The sequence below is a fragment of the Streptomyces sp. NPDC006624 genome (genome assembly GCF_040611555.1).
GTDB lineage: Bacteria > Actinomycetota > Actinomycetes > Streptomycetales > Streptomycetaceae > Streptomyces.
In genome coordinates, this window is sequence record NZ_JBEXOM010000010.1 from 110,387 (window position 1) to 127,200 (window position 16,814).

The window sequence follows — 16,814 nt, forward strand, 5'->3', positions numbered from 1 at the left end:
GCCCGACACGGTCACCGACGCCGTCCGCGGTCGGGTAGCCGGTCGCGACGACCGTGTACGCGCTGGTGTCCAGGTCGCAGAAGGCGTACGTCCCGTCGGGGCGTCCGGTTCGTGGCGAGCACGGTCCCCGCCGCGTCCACCAGCGTCACCCGCGCGTCGCTCAGCGGGGCGCCGCCGCCGAGCACCGTGCCCCGCACCTGCGCGCCGGGCCGCAGTTCCAGTTCGACCCGGGTCGTCCCGGCCGCGCCGAACAGCACAACTAGAGCGTGTCTCTTTGTCGGTTGGTCAGTTGATCGGATGTGTCTGTCCGGTTAGTGATCACTGATGCGATGTGGGACCGGATCGAGCCGCTGATGCAGGCCGATCCGGTCCGCGGCCGGCGGTGGGCCGACCACCGCCGAACCCTGGATGCCATCGCATGGAAGTACCGCACCTGCTCTCCCTGGCGCGACCCGCCCGACGAGCTCGGCTCGTTCCAGACCGCTCACAACGTTTGATCAGGTGGGCCGTGGACGGCACCTGGGAACACATACTCGCCGCAGTTCTGGCAGCGGCTGATGCTGACGCCGACATCGACTGGACCGTCTCGGTAAACTCCACCGTCTGCCGCGCCCACCAGCATGCCGCCGGAGCCAGGAAAAAGGGGCTCCAGGCCGGGACGAACCCGACGACCACGCACTCGGACGCTCCCGCGGCGGCCTGAGCACGAAAGTCCACCTCGCCAGCGACAACCGTGCACGGCCCTTGGCCCTCCGCGTCACCGCAGGCCAGGCGGGCGACGCCCCGGCCTTCGATACCGCCATGGCAGGCATCCGTGTTCCGCGAAGTGGACGCGGACGACCGAGAACCCGACCCGATGCCGTTCTGGCGAACCGCGCGTACTCATCCCGCGCAATCCGGAATCACCTGCGGCGACGCGGCATCCGCGCTGTCATCCCCCAGCCGTCCGACCAGATCGGCCACCGTTTGAGGCGAGGCCGCGCCGGCGGTCGCCCACCGGCTTTCGACGCCGAGGCTTATCGGCAACGCAACGCAGTCGAACGATGCATCAACCGGCTCAAACAGTGGCGCGGCCTAGCCATGCGAACGGACAAGCTCGCCATCGCCTACCAGGCCGCACTCCACCTCGCCGCCATCTTGATCTGGGCCCGGCGACAGACCGCTCAGCGATCGACCACCCAACGTGCGTCCTTCGGCCAGGACCCCGTCTTCACGATCTGCTTCACGAGCCTGAACGCCTCGTGGATGGGGACGGTGTCCTCATTTGAGTACTCGTCGTCCTGCCCGTTGGAGAGGACGAACCCGTCGCTCGAGCCCTGAGCTCCGGGGTCCACGGCATGCTCACCGGGATCGCCTTCCTCTTCAAGCAGCACCACCATCGCGCGCTCGGTATTCGTCACGAAGGCCAGCGATCGTCCAGACGAACTGGTCAGCCATGTCTCACGCTGCCCGCTGTCGATCCTCGACCGAAGTGCCCCCAGCACCGTCTCGGACGAGACACCCACAGGACTGTCGTCATTGATCACCCAGGACTCGATCACGAGCACGACGATCTCACGGGCAGTTCAAAGAGACAGTTTCTAAAGCGTGTTGCAGAAGGTCGTGTCCGGGCAGGTCAGGGCTGCTCTGGGAGCGGTCTGATCACGCTGCGAGTGCGAGGTTGTGCATGTGGGCTACGGCTTGCACTGCGTGGTGGAGGCCGTTGCCGCGCTGGCGGCAGTCGCGGAGGATCTTGTAGTGCTTCATGCGGGCGAAGGCGTGCTCAACGCGGGCTCGGACTGTGCGGTGCTCGGCGTTGTCCTCCTCTTCGCCGGACAGCAGGGCCCGTCCGGGGCGTTTGCGGTGCGGGACGACGAGCCCGGTGTTGATGTACGCGCCGTCGCCCAGGACGGTCACGCCTTCGCAGTGCCGGGCCAGGCCGGAGTCGCGCCAGGCCTTCGCGTCAGCGGTGTTGCCGGGCACCGGGCGGGCCGCGGCGATGACCAGCTTGGTGTCGGCATCAATGATGACCTGCACGTTCGCCGAGAACCGGTAGTTGCGCGAAGACGCCCCGGTCGTCCGGTCACGGACCGGGATGAGGGTGCCGTCCACGATCCACAGCCGGTCTGCCGCGTCTGGCGGTGCCGCTGCCGGCTCGATGGCCAGCAGCGGCCGCAGTCGCTGGATGACCCGGCACACCGTCGCAGGCGAGCATCCGAACAGCGGGGCGAGCTGGCGCATGGTGAGGTTCGTGCGGTAGTACACGGCGACCAGCAGCACGCGGTCGGCCAGCGGCAGGCACCACGGACGGCCGCCACCGGGCCCGTTCCCGCCCCGTTCACGAACCACCTTCAGCAGCCGCTCGAACTGCTTCATCCGCAGTCCCGTGAACGTCTCCACCCACAACGGCTCAGCCCTCAACACCCCACGCATACAGGGGAAATGCCCTCCCCGCCGCCTTCTGCAACACGCTTTAGACGACCTGGGCCAGCGGCCGGTGCTTTTGGGAGTTGACCGCGACGGGCACCGGCCCTGGCACCAGGACGGTGACGGTGAACTCACCCAGCGCATCGGCGCGTTCGGTGCCCGCACCTCCCCTGCCCGTGCACGTCGGTCACGATGACCACGGCCTCGGCGACCGGCCTCCCCGCCGTCCGCGGACCGCACCACACCGGCGAGGCCGCTGGTACCGCTCGGCAGCAGCACGTCGTACGCCACCGGCTCCCCCTCCACGACGACTGTCGAGGCCTGCGGCCGGCAGCCCTCCGAGGAGGCGATGAGGACGTACGAGCCCGCGCCCGGCGCGTCCACGCCGTACGACCCGTCGCTCCGCGAGACCGACCGCCCGAACTGCTTCCCGCCGAGCGGGATCAACGTCACCGCGGCCCGCGACCGCCGACCGATCGCCCGCGCGAACACGGCCCCGGCGGGAATCCCGACCCCTGCGACCGCTCGTCGGCAGCCCCCTGGACAGTCGCCCCGTCGAGAACCGGTCCGACGACAGCCACCTCAGCCCTCACCGACGACTCAGCCGCCACCGGCTCCGCCACCACCGCCCCGAGGCCGTCGGCCCTCGTCGGCGCGCTGAGCGGCAGCAGCCTCCGCCGTGAGGGAATGGGTGTGCGCGCGGCACACTGGCCCCATGTCCTCCCGCCGCAGAATCTGCCCCGAGTGCCGCCGCGAGATCGCCGTCGTCGCCGGGCGGTACGCGCGCCACGACCCGCCCGGCGCCCGCGAGCACGGAGAACTCACCTCCTGCCCTGGCTCCCGGCGCCGCGCCCACCCCGGCCCCGAGCAGCCGTCCCTGGACGGCTACACGGTTCCGGAGTTCCCGGGTCAACTCCCCTTGTTCTGAGCCCGTACCGGCGAAGGCCGAGGTCCACCGGGGCACCCGCCCGGTCCCGGGGCACCCGCCCGGTCCCGGGGTGCCCGCCCTAGTTCCCCGCCACCGACTTCACAGCGACCGACACCGGCGCCGACCCGCTGATCAGCTCCAGCGTGAGCCCGGCCGTCGCCGGGGTGTCCACCAGCTCCGCCAGCACGGCGGCCACGTCGTCACGCGGGATCGGCCCGCGGCCCGTGTGGGCCTCCAGGCGGACGAGGCCGGTGCCGGCGTCGTCGGTGAGCTGACCGGGGCGCAGAATCGTCCAGTCCAGCGCGTCCAGACCGCGCACGTACGCGTCCGCCTCGCCCTTCGCGCGCAGGTACACGTCGAAGATCCCGTCGCCCTGGTGCTGCGGGTCGGCACCCATGGACGACACGATCACGTACCGCCGTACGCCCGCCCGCACCGCCGCGTCCGCGAAGAGGATCGCCGCGGCCTTGTCCACCGTGTCCTTGCGGGCCGCCCCCGAGCCGGGTCCGGCGCCCGCCGCGAACACCGCCGCGTCGGCGCCCCGCAACCGCGCCGCGACCTCGTCCACGGACGCCGACTCCAGGTCGAGCACGATCGGTTCGGCACCGGCCTGCCGCAGATCGTCGGCCTGCTCGGCCTTGCGGATGATGCCCGCCACCTCGTCCCCGCGCGCGGCGAGCAGCCGCTCCAGCCGCAACGCGATCTGACCATGACCACCAGCGATGACAATGCGCATGCCTTCGACCGTACGCCCGCACGGCCCCGTCCGCCGCACGACTCCGGCCAAGCCCTCGGCACCCCACATGCGTGAACGCCTGAACACATGAACACCGAGGGCGTCCACCCACCCCACCCCCGACCCCACCCCACCCCCGACCCCGCCCCTACCCCCGCCCCTGCCGCGGCAGCCCCAGTTCCACCGACGCCGCCGAACTGCAGTACTCCCGCACCGCGCTGGTCCGCGCCACCACGCGCCCCCGGTGCACGACCACGCGGCTGTACGCCAGTGACAGCGCCCCCGCCAGCCGGTTCCCGCGCACCGCGAGCAGCTCGGCCGGGAAGCCCGCCTCCACCCGCACCTCGGGCAGCCCCAGCACCGCCCGCGCCGAGGAACTCACCGTGTCGTACGCCTCCTCGGGCGACATCCCGTAGCGCGAGGCCAGCAGGAAGGCCGCCTCCAGCGGGTCGCCGCGCCCCACCGGGTTGGACACGTCCCGCAGCGCCCCGCTCCCGGCGGCCACCCGGACCCCGGCCGCGCGCAGCAGCCGCACCGGAGCCGCGCCCCGCCGGTCGACGCCGCCGCAGCCGCCCTGCGGCAGGCAGACCACCGCCACCCCGGCCGCCGCGAGCTGGTCGGCGGTCCGCGAGGCCACCTCGGACGGCAGCCGCCCGAGGTCCCCGCACGGGCTGAGGGTCACCCCGGGACGCAGCCCGCCCGCCATCGCCGCCAGCCGGGCCAGCCGCGCGGGATCCCCGGCGTCGGTGTGCAGGTCGACGGGGCAGCCGTGCTCGGAGGCCACCTCCAGCACCGCCTCCACGTACCCGGCGGGATCCGGATCCAGGTCGGGCCGGCCCCCCACCACCGAGGCGCCCATCTTCACCGCGTCCCGCAGCATCGCCAGCCCGTCCGCCCCGGCCACCCCGGTCAGCACCCGGGGCATCGCCACCGTCGTCAGCTCGGCCAGTCCGCGCAGCGCCCGCCGGGCCTGCAGCACGGCAGTCAGCGCGCCCAGCCCCTGCACGTCCCCCACGCGCACGTGCGCGCGCAGTGCCGTCGCCCCGTGCCCGAGCTGGAGCAGCGCGGCCTCGGTCGCCCGGCGCTGGACGTCCTGCGGCTCGTACGAGACCGGGCCCTCCGTGTCGGCGGACAGAGCCGTGTCGGCGTGGGCGTGCGGCTCGGCCGGGGCCGGCAGGAGCAGATAGCCGGTGAGGTTCACCCGCGCCCCGCACGCGCGCGTGCCGCCCAGGCTGCCGGCCGTCCCGACCGCCTCGATGCGCCCGCCGCCCAGCCGTACGTCCACGGTCCTGCCGTCGGTGAGCCGCGCCCCGCACAACAGCAGCGAGGACGGGTCGGCCGGACCCGGCGAGGACGACGAGGAGGGTGGTGGGTGCGGCTGGCTGTCGGGCATCGCGCTCCAGGGGCTCGGGCTGCGCACGGGAGGACGCATGATCACGCAGAGTGAGACGAGCCTAGGGCGGCCGTACGCCGGTGTCGGGGAGGAGCGCAATAGTCGTACCGGTGTGGTCCAGTGCGGTCCGGTGTGGTCCCTGAGCCGTCCTCCCCGCTGGAACGCGCGGCACGGACGAGGCTCCCGGGAGGGCCGCCGGAGGGCCCGGCGCGGACGCCTCGAAACGGATTTGGGCGAACGGCGGGCGAGCGTGTAATGTCTTCATCGCTCGCCCCAATAGCTCAGTCGGCAGAGCGTCTCCATGGTAAGGAGAAGGTCAACGGTTCGATTCCGTTTTGGGGCTCTGGTGTGATCGGTTCCGTCGCGAGACGGGGCCGGGCCACATCAAAGCGGTGTAGCTCAGTCGGTAGAGCAAGCGGCTCATAATCGCTGTGTCACCGGTTCAAGTCCGGTCACCGCTACTCTCAGTAGCCGATTGCGGGGTCGGTCCTTCGATCGGCTACTCTTCTTGCGTTAAACAGTCCATCCGTTCGTCTTAGGAGCACTCACGTGGCTGCCACCGACGTCCGCCCGAAGATCACGCTGGCCTGCGTGGAGTGCAAGGAGCGGAACTACATCACCAAGAAGAACCGGCGTAACAACCCGGATCGTCTGGAGATGAAGAAGCACTGCCCGCGTTGCAACGCGCACACCGCGCACCGCGAAACGCGATAAATCAGGCTCGTACACGAGGCCGTTCCCGAGACAATCGGGGGCGGCCTCGCGTCGTTGAGTGAGCCGTACCGTTCAGTAGTGCAATCAGGAGGTGCCGGGCCATGGCGCTCGACCAGTCCTTCGTGGGGCGGACGTACCCGCCCACCGAGCCCTACGAGGTGGGCCGGGAGAAGATCCGTGAGTTCGCCGAGGCGGTCGGGGACGCCAACCCTGCGTACACGGACGCGGAGGCAGCCAAGGCGCTCGGCCACCCGGACGTGATCGCCCCGCCGACCTTCGTCTTCGCGATCACCTTCAAGGCCGCGGCGCAGGCCGTCCAGGACCCCCAGCTGGGCCTGGACTACAGCCGCGTGGTGCACGGCGACCAGAAGTTCGCCTACCGCCGCCCGGTCCGCGCCGGCGACCGGCTCTCGGTCACCTCGACGATCGAGTCGATCAAGTCCCTCGCGGGCAACGACATCCTGGACATCCGCGGCGAGGTCCACGACGAGGCCGGCGAGCACGTCGTGACCGCCTGGACCAAGCTCGTGGCCCGCGCGGCCGAGGAGGCGTGAGCGTTCCCATGACGGCGAAGATCTCCTACTCCGACGTCGAGGTCGGCACCGAACTGCCCGCGCAGACCTTCCCCGTGACCCGGGCCACCCTCGTCCAGTACGCGGGTGCCTCCGGCGACTTCAACCCGATCCACTGGAATGAGAAGTTCGCCAAGGAGGTCGGCCTGCCGGACGTCATCGCGCACGGCATGTTCACCATGGCCGAGGCGATCCGCGTGGTGACGGACTGGACCGGCGACCCGGGCGCGGTCGTCGAGTACGGCGTCCGCTTCACCAAGCCGGTCGTCGTCCCGAACGACGACCGGGGCGCCGTGATCGAGGTCGCCGGCAAGGTCGCCGCCAAGCTCGACGACAACACGGTCCGCGTGGACCTGACGGCCACCAGTGCCGGGCAGAAGGTGCTCGGCATGTCGCGTGCGGTCGTACGGCTGGCCTGAGCCGCGGACGGACCGGGTAAGGGGTGCCCTCCACTGCGGGGCGCCCCTTACGCATCGGTGGGCGGCGTATCGATGGGCCGTGTATCGATGGGCGTTCTCCCGCGCTTGACGTAGTTAGTGATTGAGTACTAACTTACGTTGCATGGTCAGGATGAGTGCGGAGGAGAGGCGCGAGAGCGTCATCCGGGCGGCGACGACCGAGTTCGCCCGCGGTGGCTACCACGGCACGTCGACCGAGGCGATCGCCCGGCGCGTCGGGGTCTCGCAGCCGTACCTCTTCCGGCTCTTCCCGGGCAAGAAGGCGATCTTCCTGGCGGCGGCCGAACGCTGTGTGGAGGACACCGTCCGCACCTTCGAGGAGGCGTCCCGGGGGCTCCACGGCGAAGAGGCCCTGCACGCCATGGGGCATGCGTACACCAAGGTCATCGAGGAGCGGCCCGAGCGGCTGCTGATGCAGATGCAGATGTACGTCGCCGTGAAGGCCGCCGAGGAAGAGGGTGACCACGAGTTCGGCGAGTCGGTGCGCAAGGGCTGGATGCGGCTGTGGGACACCGTCCACGTGCCGCTCGGCGCCGACCCGGGAGAGACGACCATGTTCATGGCGTACGGCATGCTCATCAACTGCCTGGTCGCCATGGGCTTCCCGCCCGAGCACCGCGTGTGGGAGGGGATGTACCCCTCGGTGCGTGCGCGGGGCCGGTCGCAGGACTGACAGAACGAGACACCGTGGCTGTGCCTTTCTCTGGCCGCAGAAGTTAGTAATCAATAACTAATCGATCACCGCAGAGAGCAGAGACTCGCAGACGACTCCATGGGGGAGCGATGTCACAGCAGACAGCACGACGCGGGGGAGCCGCCTGGGCCCTCGTCATCACCAGCGTCGCCGGATTCATGGCGGCCCTGGACAATCTCGTCGTCACGACCGCCCTGCCGTCCATCCGTGAGGACCTGGGCGGGGCGCTGCACGACCTGGAATGGACCGTGAGCGCCTACACGCTCACCTTCGCCGTCCTGCTGATGTTCGGCGCGGCCCTCGGCGACCGCTTCGGGCGCCGCCGGCTCTTCATCGCCGGGCTCACCGTCTTCACCGCCGCCTCCGCCGCGGCGGCCCTGGCACCCGGCATCGACTCCCTGATCGCCGCCCGTGCCGTCCAGGGCGCCGGCGCGGCGGTGATGATGCCGCTGACGCTCACGCTGCTGACCGCGGCCGTGCCCGCCGCCAAGCGCGGGATGGCGTACGGCATCTGGGGAGCCGTCAACGGGCTCGCCGTCGCCTCCGGACCGCTGGTCGGCGGGACCCTCACCGAACACATCTCCTGGCAGTGGATCTTCTGGCTGAACGTCCCGCTCGGCCTGGCCCTGCTGCCCCTGGCCCGACTGCGTCTCGCCGAGTCCCGCGGCACCGGGGCACCGCTCGACCTCCCCGGCACCCTGCTCGCCAGCGGCGGCCTCTTCGGCATCGTCTACGGCCTGGTCCGCGGTCCCGTCGACGGCTGGACCGGCACCACGGTCCTGCTGGGCCTGTTCACCGGCTCCGCGCTGCTCGTCGCCTTCGTCCTCTACAGCGCCCGGGCCAGGAACCCCATGCTCCCGATGCGGCTGTTCCGCTCCCGGGCGTTCTCCGGCATCAACGCGGCGAGCCTGCTGATGTTCCTGGGCATGTTCGGCTCGATCTTCCTGCTCAGCCAGTACATGCAGGGCGTCCTCGGCTACTCGCCCACCGAGGCGGGCCTGCGGATGCTGCCCTGGACCGGCATGCCGATGCTGGTCGCGCCGATCGCCGGCATCCTGGCCGACCGCATCGGCGGCCGCCCGGTCGTCGCCACCGGCCTGTTCCTGCAGGCCCTGGGCCTGGCCTACATGTCCGTCGTGGCCACCGCGGACGCCTCCTACGGCGCCCAGCTGCCCGCCCTGATCATCAGCGGCATCGGCATGGCCCTGTTCTTCGCCCCCGCCTCCCACCTGGTGATGTCCAGCGTCCGCACCCAGGAGCAGGGCATCGCCTCCGGCGCGAACAACGCGCTGCGCGAGGTCGGCGGAGCGCTCGGCATCGCCGTCATGGCCTCGATCTTCTCCGCCCAGGGCGGCTACGAGACCGGCCAGACCTTCGTCGACGGCATGCGGCCCGCCCTGGTCGTGGGCTCCGCGGTGGTCGCCCTGGCGGGCGTCGCGGCCCTGGCCGTCCCGTCCCGCCGCCGCACCGGGCAGCAGGCGGCACCGGCCGAACCGGCGCTCGTGCCCGAGACGGCCTCCCACTGATCCCGAAGGACCACGACGAGGAGGAGCAGCCGTGCCGACCCTTCCCTGGACCGTCCCGAACACCCCGCCCCGCGACACCGAGGTGCACGTCTTCGCCTCCCGCTTCGAGACCCGCACCCTGTGGGGAGCGCTGAAGTTCCTCGCCGGGACCCCGGCCGTCTGGCGGCAGGTGCGCCGCAGCCCCGGCGTCTACGGGGCGACCCTGAGGGCGAAGCCTCTGCGGCGGACCTTCTGGACCCTGTCGGCGTGGGAGTCGAAGGACGCGCTGCGGTCCTTCGTCCGCGCCGGCGCCCACGGGCCCGCCGCGAGCGGCCTCGCCCCGCTGATGAAGGACTCCGCCTTCACCACCTGGCAGGTGAGCAGCGAGGACCTCCCGCTGTCCTGGCCCGAGGCGCTCCGCCGCCTGCCCTGACCGCCACCACGCGCGCGTGCGGCCCGCGTCTCCTCGACGGGGGCCGCACACACGCGTGCGGAGGGCCGTCAGTACCGTCTCGTACTCTTGAGCCCGTGCAGGAACTCCACGACGCCCCCCTCGCCCCGCTGACCACGTTCCGGCTGGGCGGCCCCGCGACCCGGCTGGTCACCGCGACGACGGACGACGAGGTCATCGCCGTCGTCCGCGAAGCCGACGGGACGGGCACGCCGCTGCTGCTCATCGGCGGCGGTTCGAACCTCGTCATCGGCGACAAGGGCTTCGAGGGCACCGCCCTGGTCATCGCCACACGCGGCTTCACCCTCGACGGCACGCGGCTGGAGCTGGCCGCGGGCGAGGTCTGGACCGACGCCGTGGCCCGCACGGTCGAGGCGGGCCTGGCGGGCATCGAGTGCCTGGCCGGCATCCCCGGCTCGGCGGGCGCCACCCCCATCCAGAACGTCGGGGCGTACGGCCAGGAGGTCTCCTCGACGATCACGGAGGTCGTCGCCTACGACCGGCGGACCGGCGAGACGGTCACGCTGTCCAACGAGGACTGCGCCTTCTCCTACCGCCACAGCCGCTTCAAGTCCGACCCGGAGCGCTACGTCGTCCTGCGCGTCCGCTTCGCCCTAGAGGACGCCGACGGCCTCTCCGCGCCGCTGCGCTACGCCGAGACGGCCCGCGCCCTCGGGGTCGAGGCGGGCGACCGGGTCCCCCTCGCGCAGGCCCGCGAGACGGTGCTCAAGCTGCGCGCCGGCAAGGGCATGGTCCTGGACCCCGAGGACCACGACACCTGGTCGGCCGGCTCCTTCTTCACCAACCCGATCCTCACGGACGCGGACTTCGCGACGTTCCGCGCGCGCGTGCGGGAGCGGCTCGGCGAGGGCGTCGAGCCCCCCGCGTACCCGGCCGGCGAGGGCCGCACCAAGACCTCGGCGGCCTGGCTGATCGACAAGGCGGGCTTCACCAAGGGCTACGGCGACGGCCCCGCCCGGATCTCCACCAAGCACACCCTGGCGCTGACGAACCGCGGCAGCGCGACGACGGAGGACCTCCTCGCCCTGGCCCGCGAGGTCGTCGCCGGGGTCCACGAGGCGTTCGGCATCACGCTGGTGAACGAGCCGGTGACGGTGGGGGTCAGCCTGTAGGCGCTCGGCGTCGTCGCCACGCCAGGGCGTTGCACAACCCGGCGGAACGGGGTACCGCTGCGCCCACCCGTGCCGCCCCAGCGGCACCACTGCCCGCAGCTGGGCGGGGACCCGCACCCGCGCACGCACGGAAGGGGACGTGCCGGGGGGTGTCCGCCCGCAGCGGTCGGCGCGTCAAAGAACAGTCAGCCGGCACGCAACTCCATCGCGCCGATCCGAGGACGGACACCCCCCGGCGCGGCCCCGCCCCACCCACTGCCGGAAGGCGCAACCCGCAGGCACCCACCCCGCCCACCCCGCCACCCCTACGACCGCAACCAGTCGTCGATCCCGTCCAGCAGCTTCGCCTTCACGCCCTCCGGCGCCGCCGACCCCCGCACCGACTGCCGGGCCACCTCCGCAAGCTCCGCGTCCGTGAACGCGTGATGCTGCCGCGCGATCTCGTACTGCGCCGCCAGCCGGGACCCGAACAGCAACGGGTCGTCCGCGCCCAGCGCCAGGGGGACCCCCGCCTCGAACAGCGTCCGCAGCGGCACGTCCTCCGGCTTCTCGTACACCCCCAGCGCCACGTTCGACGCCGGGCACACCTCGCAGGTCACCTGCCGGTCGGCCAGCCGCTTCAGCAGCCGCGGGTCCTCCGCCGCGCGCACCCCGTGCCCCAGCCGGTGCGCCCCCAGGTCGTCCAGGCAGTCCCGCACCGACGCCGGCCCCGTCAGCTCACCCCCGTGCGGCGCCGACAGCAGCCCGGCCTCCCGCGCGATCGCGAACGCCCGGTCGAAGTCCCGGGCCATGCCGCGCCGCTCGTCGTTGGACAGCCCGAACCCGACCACGCCCCGGTCCGCGTACCGCACCGCCAGCCGTGCCAGCGTCCGCGCGTCCAGGGGGTGCTTCATCCGGTTCGCCGCCACCAGCACCCGCATCCCGAGCCCGGTCTCCCGCGACGTCGTCTCCACCGCGTCCAGGATGATCTCCAGCGCCGGGATCAGCCCGCCCAGCCGCGGCGCGTACGAGGTCGGGTCGACCTGGATCTCCAGCCACCCCGACCCGTCCCTCAGGTCCTCCTCCGCGGCCTCCCGCACCAGCCGCTGGATGTCCTCCGGCTCCCGCAGGCACGAGCGCGCCGCGTCGTACAGCCGCTGGAAGCGGAACCAGCCCCGCTCGTCCGTCGCCCGCAGTCTCGGCGGCTCCCCGCCGACCAGCGCCTCGGTCAGCGCGTCGGGCAGCCGTACCCCGTGCTTGTCGGCCAGTTCCAGCACGGTCGAGGGCCGCATGGACCCGGTGAAGTGCAGGTGCAGATGGGCTTTCGGCAACTCAGAGACATCACGTACACGCTCCATCCCAGGATCTTGCCGTACGCCTCAGCCACCCCGGAAGCCGTTTCCCCGAACGTGGTCTTGCTCGCACGAGCACACGACGGAAGCGGGCCGCTCCCCCAAAGGGGAACGGCCCGCCGCCACCTCACGTGAGGTGCGGGTCAGTCCCTGGCCTCCGCCAGCAGCTTCTGGATGCGGCTCACGCCCTCGACGAGATCCTCGTCACCCAGCGCGTACGACAGCCGCAGATACCCCGGCGTGCCGAACGCCTCACCGGGGACGACCGCGACCTCGGCCTCCTCCAGGATCAGCGCGGCGAGCTCCACCGTGTCCTTGGGGCGCTTGCCCCGGATCTCCTTGCCGACCAGCGCCTTCACCGACGGGTAGGCGTAGAACGCGCCCTCCGGCTCCGGGCACACCACGCCGTCGATCTCGTTGAGCATCCGCACGATCGTCTTGCGGCGCCGGTCGAACGCCTCGCGCATCGCCGCGACGGCGTCCAGGTCACCGGAGACGGCGGCCAGCGCCGCGGCCTGGGCGACGTTGGAGACGTTGGACGTGGCGTGCGACTGCAGGTTCGTCGCGGCCTTGACGACGTCCTTCGGGCCGATGATCCACCCCACGCGCCAGCCGGTCATCGCGTACGTCTTCGCGACACCGTTGACCACGACGCACTTGTCGCGCAGCTCGGGCAGCACAGCCGGCAGCGACACCGCGGAGGCGCCGCCGTAGACCAGGTGCTCGTAGATCTCGTCGGTCATCACCCACAGGCCGTGCTCCACGGCCCAGCGGCCGATGGCCTCGGTCTCCTGCTCGCTGTAGACCGCGCCGGTCGGATTGGACGGGGAGACGAACAGGACGACCTTCGTCTTCTCCGTCCGGGCCGCCTCCAGCTGCTCGACGGTCACCCGGTAGCCGGTCGTCTCGTCGGCGACGACCTCCACGGGGACACCCCCGGCGAGCCGGATCGACTCCGGGTACGTCGTCCAGTACGGCGCGGGCACGATGACCTCGTCGCCCGGGTCGAGGATCGCGGCAAACGCCTCGTAGATGGCCTGCTTTCCGCCGTTGGTGACGAGGATCTGCGACACGTCGGGCTCGTAGCCGGAGTCCCGCAGTGTCTTCGCGGCGATGGCGGCCTTCAGCTCGGGCAGGCCGCCGGCCGGCGTGTAGCGGTGGTACTTCGGGTTCTTGCAGGCCTCGATCGCGGCCTGGACGATGTAGTCCGGGGTCGGGAAGTCGGGCTCACCGGCGCCGAAGCCGATCACCGGCCGCCCGGCGGCCTTGAGGGCCTTGGCCTTGGCGTCCACGGCGAGGGTGGCGGACTCGGAGATCGCGCCGACTCGGGCGGAGACCCGGCGCTCGGTGGGAGGGGTTGCAGCGCTCATGGGCCCCATCGTTTCAGACCGGAAACCTGCGCGGCACGGGGGTTTCACAGACTGAACAACGCCGGGCAAACCCTGGAACAACAGTCCGGATCACCCCCGCGACCGGGTCGATCTTCCGCCAACGTGCCCGCCCCGCGGCCCTATCTGTTCGACGACCGGCCGCGGACCACGTACACTCACACCTCGTTGGCCTTCAACAGGCCGCGCCCGTTCGGTGCACACCAAGCATCCGGACGGATGCGGTACGTTGGGGAGCACACAAAGGGTCGTAGCTCAATTGGTAGAGCACTGGTCTCCAAAACCAGCGGTTGGGGGTTCAAGTCCCTCCGGCCCTGCTACACACACCTTCGCCAGGATGTGTGCGCATGTACGTACAGCAATGCACCGCCGTGCGGCTCAGACCGGGCGCGGCACGGCCACGACCCGGAATCAGGTGAGGACGAGTGACGGACGCCGTGGGCTCCATCGACATGCCTGATGCCCAGGACGAGGCGCCGGAGTCCAAGAAGACCCGCAAGGGCGGCAAGCGCGGCAAGAAGGGCCCGCTGAAGCGCCTTGCCCTCTTCTACCGCCAGATCGTCGCGGAGCTGCGCAAGGTCGTCTGGCCGACCCGCAACCAGCTGACGACGTACACGACCGTGGTGATCATCTTCGTCGTCATCATGATCGGCCTGGTCACCGTGATTGACTATGGGCTCAGCAACGCCGCCAAGTACGTGTTCGGCTGAGCAGCCAGCGAAGAGCGCCGAGGTACCCGGCGCTCCTTTCGCATGTTCCACCCCTATGTATCCAGGAAGAAGCAGCCACCGTGTCTGACCCGAACGTGAACGACGCCATCGAGCCGGTCGAGTCCGTCGAGGACGAGCTCGACACCGTCGAGGGCGCGGACAGCGAGGACACCGAGACCTCCGCCGAGGTCGAGGCTGCCGACGCCGTCGCGGACGACGCCGCCGAGGCGGAGACCGAGGCCGGCGAAGAGGCCGCGGACGAGTCCGAGGAAGAGCCCGAGGACGACCGCGACCCGATCGAGAAGCTCCGCGAGGAACTGCGCGTCCTGCCCGGCGAGTGGTACGTCATCCACACCTACGCCGGCTACGAGAACCGCGTGAAGACCAACCTGGAGCAGCGCGCCGTCTCGCTGAACGTCGAGGACTACATCTTCCAGGCCGAGGTGCCGCAGGAAGAGGTCGTCCAGATCAAGAACGGCGACCGCAAGACGATCAAGCAGAACAAGCTCCCGGGCTACGTCCTGGTCCGCATGGACCTGACGAACGAGTCCTGGGGTGTCGTCCGCAACACGCCCGGCGTCACCGGCTTCGTGGGCAACGCCTACGACCCGTACCCGCTGACCCTGGACGAGATCGTCAAGATGCTCGCCCCGGAGGCCGAGGAGAAGGCCGCCCGCGAGGCCGCCGAGGCCGAGGGCAAGCCGGCTCCGCAGCGCAAGGTCGAGGTCCAGGTGCTGGACTTCGAGGTGGGCGACTCGGTCACCGTCACCGACGGCCCGTTCGCCACGCTGCAGGCGACCATCAACGAGATCAACCCCGACTCGAAGAAGGTCAAGGGCCTCGTGGAGATCTTCGGCCGCGAGACGCCGGTCGAGCTCTCCTTCGACCAGATCCAGAAGAACTAGTTTCTTCCGGACCCACACTTCCGCGCAGGTCAGGCGAACGCTCCGGCGCTTGCCTGACCTGCGCGGTTTTTGGCCGCACATCCATACCCGTTATCGTTGTGCGGTATGCCTGCATCCGGGTGGTCCCCGGGCGCGGGCAGGACCCGAACCGAAAGGACCCGGAGAGCTATGCCTCCCAAGAAGAAGAAGGTCACGGGGCTCATCAAGCTCCAGATCCAGGCCGGTGCCGCCAACCCGGCCCCGCCGGTCGGCCCCGCGCTGGGTCAGCACGGCGTCAACATCATGGAGTTCTGCAAGGCCTACAACGCCGCGACCGAGTCGCAGCGTGGCTGGGTCATCCCGGTGGAGATCACGGTCTACGAGGACCGCTCCTTCACCTTCATCACCAAGACCCCGCCGGCCGCCAAGATGATCCTGAAGGCCGCGGGCATCGAGAAGGGCTCCGGCGAGCCGCACAAGACCAAGGTCGCGAAGATCACGCGTGACCAGGTCCGCGAGATCGCCACCACGAAGATGCCCGACCTCAACGCCAACGACCTGGACGCCGCCGAGAAGATCATCGCCGGCACCGCCCGTTCCATGGGCGTCACGGTCGAGGGCTGAGCCCCAACCTCCATCAGCAGAAGTGGCAGGGCCTGCTCGGCCCGGACCACGACTCCTCAGCATCCACAGGAGCAGTAGTGAGCAAGCGCAGCAAGTCCCTTCGCGCTGCGGACGCCAAGATCGACCGGGAGAAGCTCTACGCCCCGCTCGAGGCCGTCCGTCTCGCCAAGGAGACCTCCACGACCAAGTTCGACGGCACCGTCGAGGTCGCCTTCCGCCTGGGTGTCGACCCGCGCAAGGCCGACCAGATGGTCCGTGGCACCGTGAACCTCCCGCACGGCACCGGCAAGACCGCCCGGGTCCTGGTCTTCGCGACCGGTGACCGTGCCGAGGCCGCGCGTGCCGCGGGCGCCGACATCGTCGGCGCCGACGAGCTGATCGACGAGGTGTCGAAGGGCCGTCTGGACTTCGACGCCGTCGTCGCCACCCCGGACCTCATGGGCAAGGTCGGCCGCCTCGGCCGCGTGCTCGGTCCGCGTGGTCTGATGCCGAACCCGAAGACCGGCACCGTCACCCCCGACGTCGCCAAGGCCGTCACCGAGATCAAGGGCGGCAAGATCGAGTTCCGTGTCGACAAGCACGCGAACCTGCACTTCATCATCGGCAAGTCGTCCTTCGACGACACCAAGCTGGTGGAGAACTACGGCGCGGCGCTGGAGGAGATCCTCCGTCTGAAGCCGTCCGCCGCCAAGGGCCGGTACATCAAGAAGGCCGCCATCACCACCACGATGGGCCCCGGCATTCCGGTCGACCCGAACCGCACCCGCAACCTCCTCGTCGAGGAGGACCCGGCCGCGGTCTGAGCCTGACGGCTCACCCAACCGGTCACGGGCCCCGCACCTCTTACAGGTGCGGGGCCCGTTCCCTTTTCCGGTACGGACCCGCGC

The 16,814-nt window shown here is 70.8% G+C and carries 19 protein-coding genes, 3 tRNA genes and 2 pseudogenes; 16 read left to right on the forward strand and 8 right to left on the reverse strand.

The features are described from left to right. Positions 1-11: 11 nt before the first annotated feature. Positions 12-257, reverse strand: coding sequence for a hypothetical protein (locus ABZY20_RS20135; RefSeq protein WP_356442876.1), 246 nt, complete (start codon positions 255-257; stop codon positions 12-14). Positions 258-299: 42 nt separating this feature from the next. On the opposite strand from ABZY20_RS20135, the pseudogene ABZY20_RS20140 reads away from it, so the two are divergent. Beyond that, positions 300-1,167 (forward strand): annotated as a pseudogene (locus ABZY20_RS20140) (IS5 family transposase); the annotation flags it as partial. On the opposite strand, the gene ABZY20_RS20145 reads toward ABZY20_RS20140, so the two are convergent. The 3 genes and pseudogenes from ABZY20_RS20145 to ABZY20_RS20155 form a co-directional block, all read right to left on the reverse strand. Further along, complete coding sequence (locus tag ABZY20_RS20145) at positions 1,164-1,541, reverse strand: hypothetical protein (RefSeq protein WP_356442877.1); 378 nt, start codon at positions 1,539-1,541, stop codon at positions 1,164-1,166. The pseudogene ABZY20_RS20140 and the gene ABZY20_RS20145 sit on opposite strands and share 4 nt — an antisense overlap. A 100-nt stretch (positions 1,542-1,641) precedes the next feature. Then, positions 1,642-2,412 carry a transposase family protein gene (locus ABZY20_RS20150; RefSeq protein WP_356442878.1) on the reverse strand — a complete coding sequence of 257 codons (771 nt, stop codon included), beginning with the start codon at positions 2,410-2,412 and terminating at the stop codon, positions 1,642-1,644. A gap of 52 nt (positions 2,413-2,464) precedes the next feature. Then, a pseudogene (locus tag ABZY20_RS20155) lies at positions 2,465-2,868 on the reverse strand (MFS transporter); the annotation flags it as partial. A 253-nt stretch (positions 2,869-3,121) separates the two neighbouring features. Here ABZY20_RS20155 and ABZY20_RS20160 point away from each other — a divergent pair. Further along, positions 3,122-3,334 (forward strand): hypothetical protein, encoded by a 213-nt coding sequence (locus ABZY20_RS20160; RefSeq protein WP_356442879.1) that lies wholly within the window; start codon positions 3,122-3,124, stop codon positions 3,332-3,334. Positions 3,335-3,413: 79 nt separating this feature from the next. Here ABZY20_RS20160 and ABZY20_RS20165 read toward each other — a convergent pair whose 3' ends face one another. Both ABZY20_RS20165 and ABZY20_RS20170 read right to left on the reverse strand, forming a co-directional pair. Beyond that, on the reverse strand, positions 3,414-4,070 hold the full coding sequence (locus ABZY20_RS20165; RefSeq protein ID WP_356442880.1) for an NAD(P)H-binding protein: 657 nt from the start codon (positions 4,068-4,070) through the stop codon (positions 3,414-3,416). Positions 4,071-4,218: 148 nt separating this feature from the next. Further along, complete coding sequence (locus ABZY20_RS20170; RefSeq protein WP_356443008.1) at positions 4,219-5,463, reverse strand: amidohydrolase family protein; 1,245 nt, start codon at positions 5,461-5,463, stop codon at positions 4,219-4,221. A gap of 270 nt (positions 5,464-5,733) precedes the next feature. Here ABZY20_RS20170 and ABZY20_RS20175 point away from each other — a divergent pair. From ABZY20_RS20175 to ABZY20_RS20215, 9 genes are all read left to right on the forward strand, one after another. Next, a tRNA-Thr gene (locus ABZY20_RS20175) sits at positions 5,734-5,806 on the forward strand. Positions 5,807-5,851: 45 nt separating this feature from the next. Further along, positions 5,852-5,924, forward strand: a tRNA-Met gene (locus tag ABZY20_RS20180). Between the two features lie 88 nt (positions 5,925-6,012). Further along, positions 6,013-6,177 carry a 50S ribosomal protein L33 gene (gene rpmG, locus ABZY20_RS20185; protein ID WP_003948671.1) on the forward strand — a complete coding sequence of 55 codons (165 nt, stop codon included), beginning with the start codon at positions 6,013-6,015 and terminating at the stop codon, positions 6,175-6,177. 101 nt (positions 6,178-6,278) lie between these two features. After that, positions 6,279-6,731, forward strand: coding sequence for a MaoC family dehydratase N-terminal domain-containing protein (locus ABZY20_RS20190; RefSeq protein WP_356442881.1), 453 nt, complete (start codon positions 6,279-6,281; stop codon positions 6,729-6,731). 8 nt (positions 6,732-6,739) lie between these two features. Beyond that, positions 6,740-7,168, forward strand: a complete 429-nt coding sequence (locus ABZY20_RS20195; protein ID WP_356443009.1) for a MaoC family dehydratase — start codon at positions 6,740-6,742, stop codon at positions 7,166-7,168. Between the two features lie 142 nt (positions 7,169-7,310). Then, positions 7,311-7,880, forward strand: coding sequence for a TetR/AcrR family transcriptional regulator (locus tag ABZY20_RS20200; RefSeq protein WP_356442882.1), 570 nt, complete (start codon positions 7,311-7,313; stop codon positions 7,878-7,880). 110 nt (positions 7,881-7,990) lie between these two features. Then, on the forward strand, positions 7,991-9,427 hold the full coding sequence (locus tag ABZY20_RS20205) for an MFS transporter (protein ID WP_356442883.1): 1,437 nt from the start codon (positions 7,991-7,993) through the stop codon (positions 9,425-9,427). Between the two features lie 31 nt (positions 9,428-9,458). After that, positions 9,459-9,839 carry a DUF3291 domain-containing protein gene (locus ABZY20_RS20210; RefSeq protein ID WP_356442884.1) on the forward strand — a complete coding sequence of 127 codons (381 nt, stop codon included), beginning with the start codon at positions 9,459-9,461 and terminating at the stop codon, positions 9,837-9,839. Between the two features lie 95 nt (positions 9,840-9,934). Continuing rightward, positions 9,935-10,990, forward strand: a complete 1,056-nt coding sequence (locus ABZY20_RS20215) for a UDP-N-acetylmuramate dehydrogenase (RefSeq protein ID WP_356442885.1) — start codon at positions 9,935-9,937, stop codon at positions 10,988-10,990. Positions 10,991-11,295: 305 nt separating this feature from the next. Here ABZY20_RS20215 and ABZY20_RS20220 read toward each other — a convergent pair whose 3' ends face one another. Continuing rightward, positions 11,296-12,327, reverse strand: a complete 1,032-nt coding sequence (locus tag ABZY20_RS20220; protein ID WP_356442886.1) for an adenosine deaminase — start codon at positions 12,325-12,327, stop codon at positions 11,296-11,298. A 137-nt stretch (positions 12,328-12,464) separates the two neighbouring features. Beyond that, positions 12,465-13,691 carry a pyridoxal phosphate-dependent aminotransferase gene (locus ABZY20_RS20225; RefSeq protein WP_356442887.1) on the reverse strand — a complete coding sequence of 409 codons (1,227 nt, stop codon included), beginning with the start codon at positions 13,689-13,691 and terminating at the stop codon, positions 12,465-12,467. A gap of 262 nt (positions 13,692-13,953) precedes the next feature. Here ABZY20_RS20225 and ABZY20_RS20230 point away from each other — a divergent pair. From ABZY20_RS20230 to rplA, 5 genes are all read left to right on the forward strand, one after another. Further along, a tRNA-Trp gene (locus ABZY20_RS20230) sits at positions 13,954-14,026 on the forward strand. Between the two features lie 108 nt (positions 14,027-14,134). Further along, positions 14,135-14,419, forward strand: a complete 285-nt coding sequence (gene secE / locus ABZY20_RS20235; protein WP_030839741.1) for a preprotein translocase subunit SecE — start codon at positions 14,135-14,137, stop codon at positions 14,417-14,419. An 80-nt stretch (positions 14,420-14,499) separates the two neighbouring features. Beyond that, entirely contained in the window at positions 14,500-15,324 is an 825-nt protein-coding gene (nusG, locus tag ABZY20_RS20240) for a transcription termination/antitermination protein NusG (RefSeq protein WP_356442888.1), read from the forward strand. A 168-nt stretch (positions 15,325-15,492) separates the two neighbouring features. Further along, complete coding sequence (gene rplK / locus ABZY20_RS20245; protein WP_003992325.1) at positions 15,493-15,927, forward strand: 50S ribosomal protein L11; 435 nt, start codon at positions 15,493-15,495, stop codon at positions 15,925-15,927. Positions 15,928-16,004: 77 nt separating this feature from the next. Next, positions 16,005-16,730 carry a 50S ribosomal protein L1 gene (gene rplA, locus ABZY20_RS20250; RefSeq protein ID WP_010036794.1) on the forward strand — a complete coding sequence of 242 codons (726 nt, stop codon included), beginning with the start codon at positions 16,005-16,007 and terminating at the stop codon, positions 16,728-16,730. Positions 16,731-16,814 lie beyond the last annotated feature (84 nt).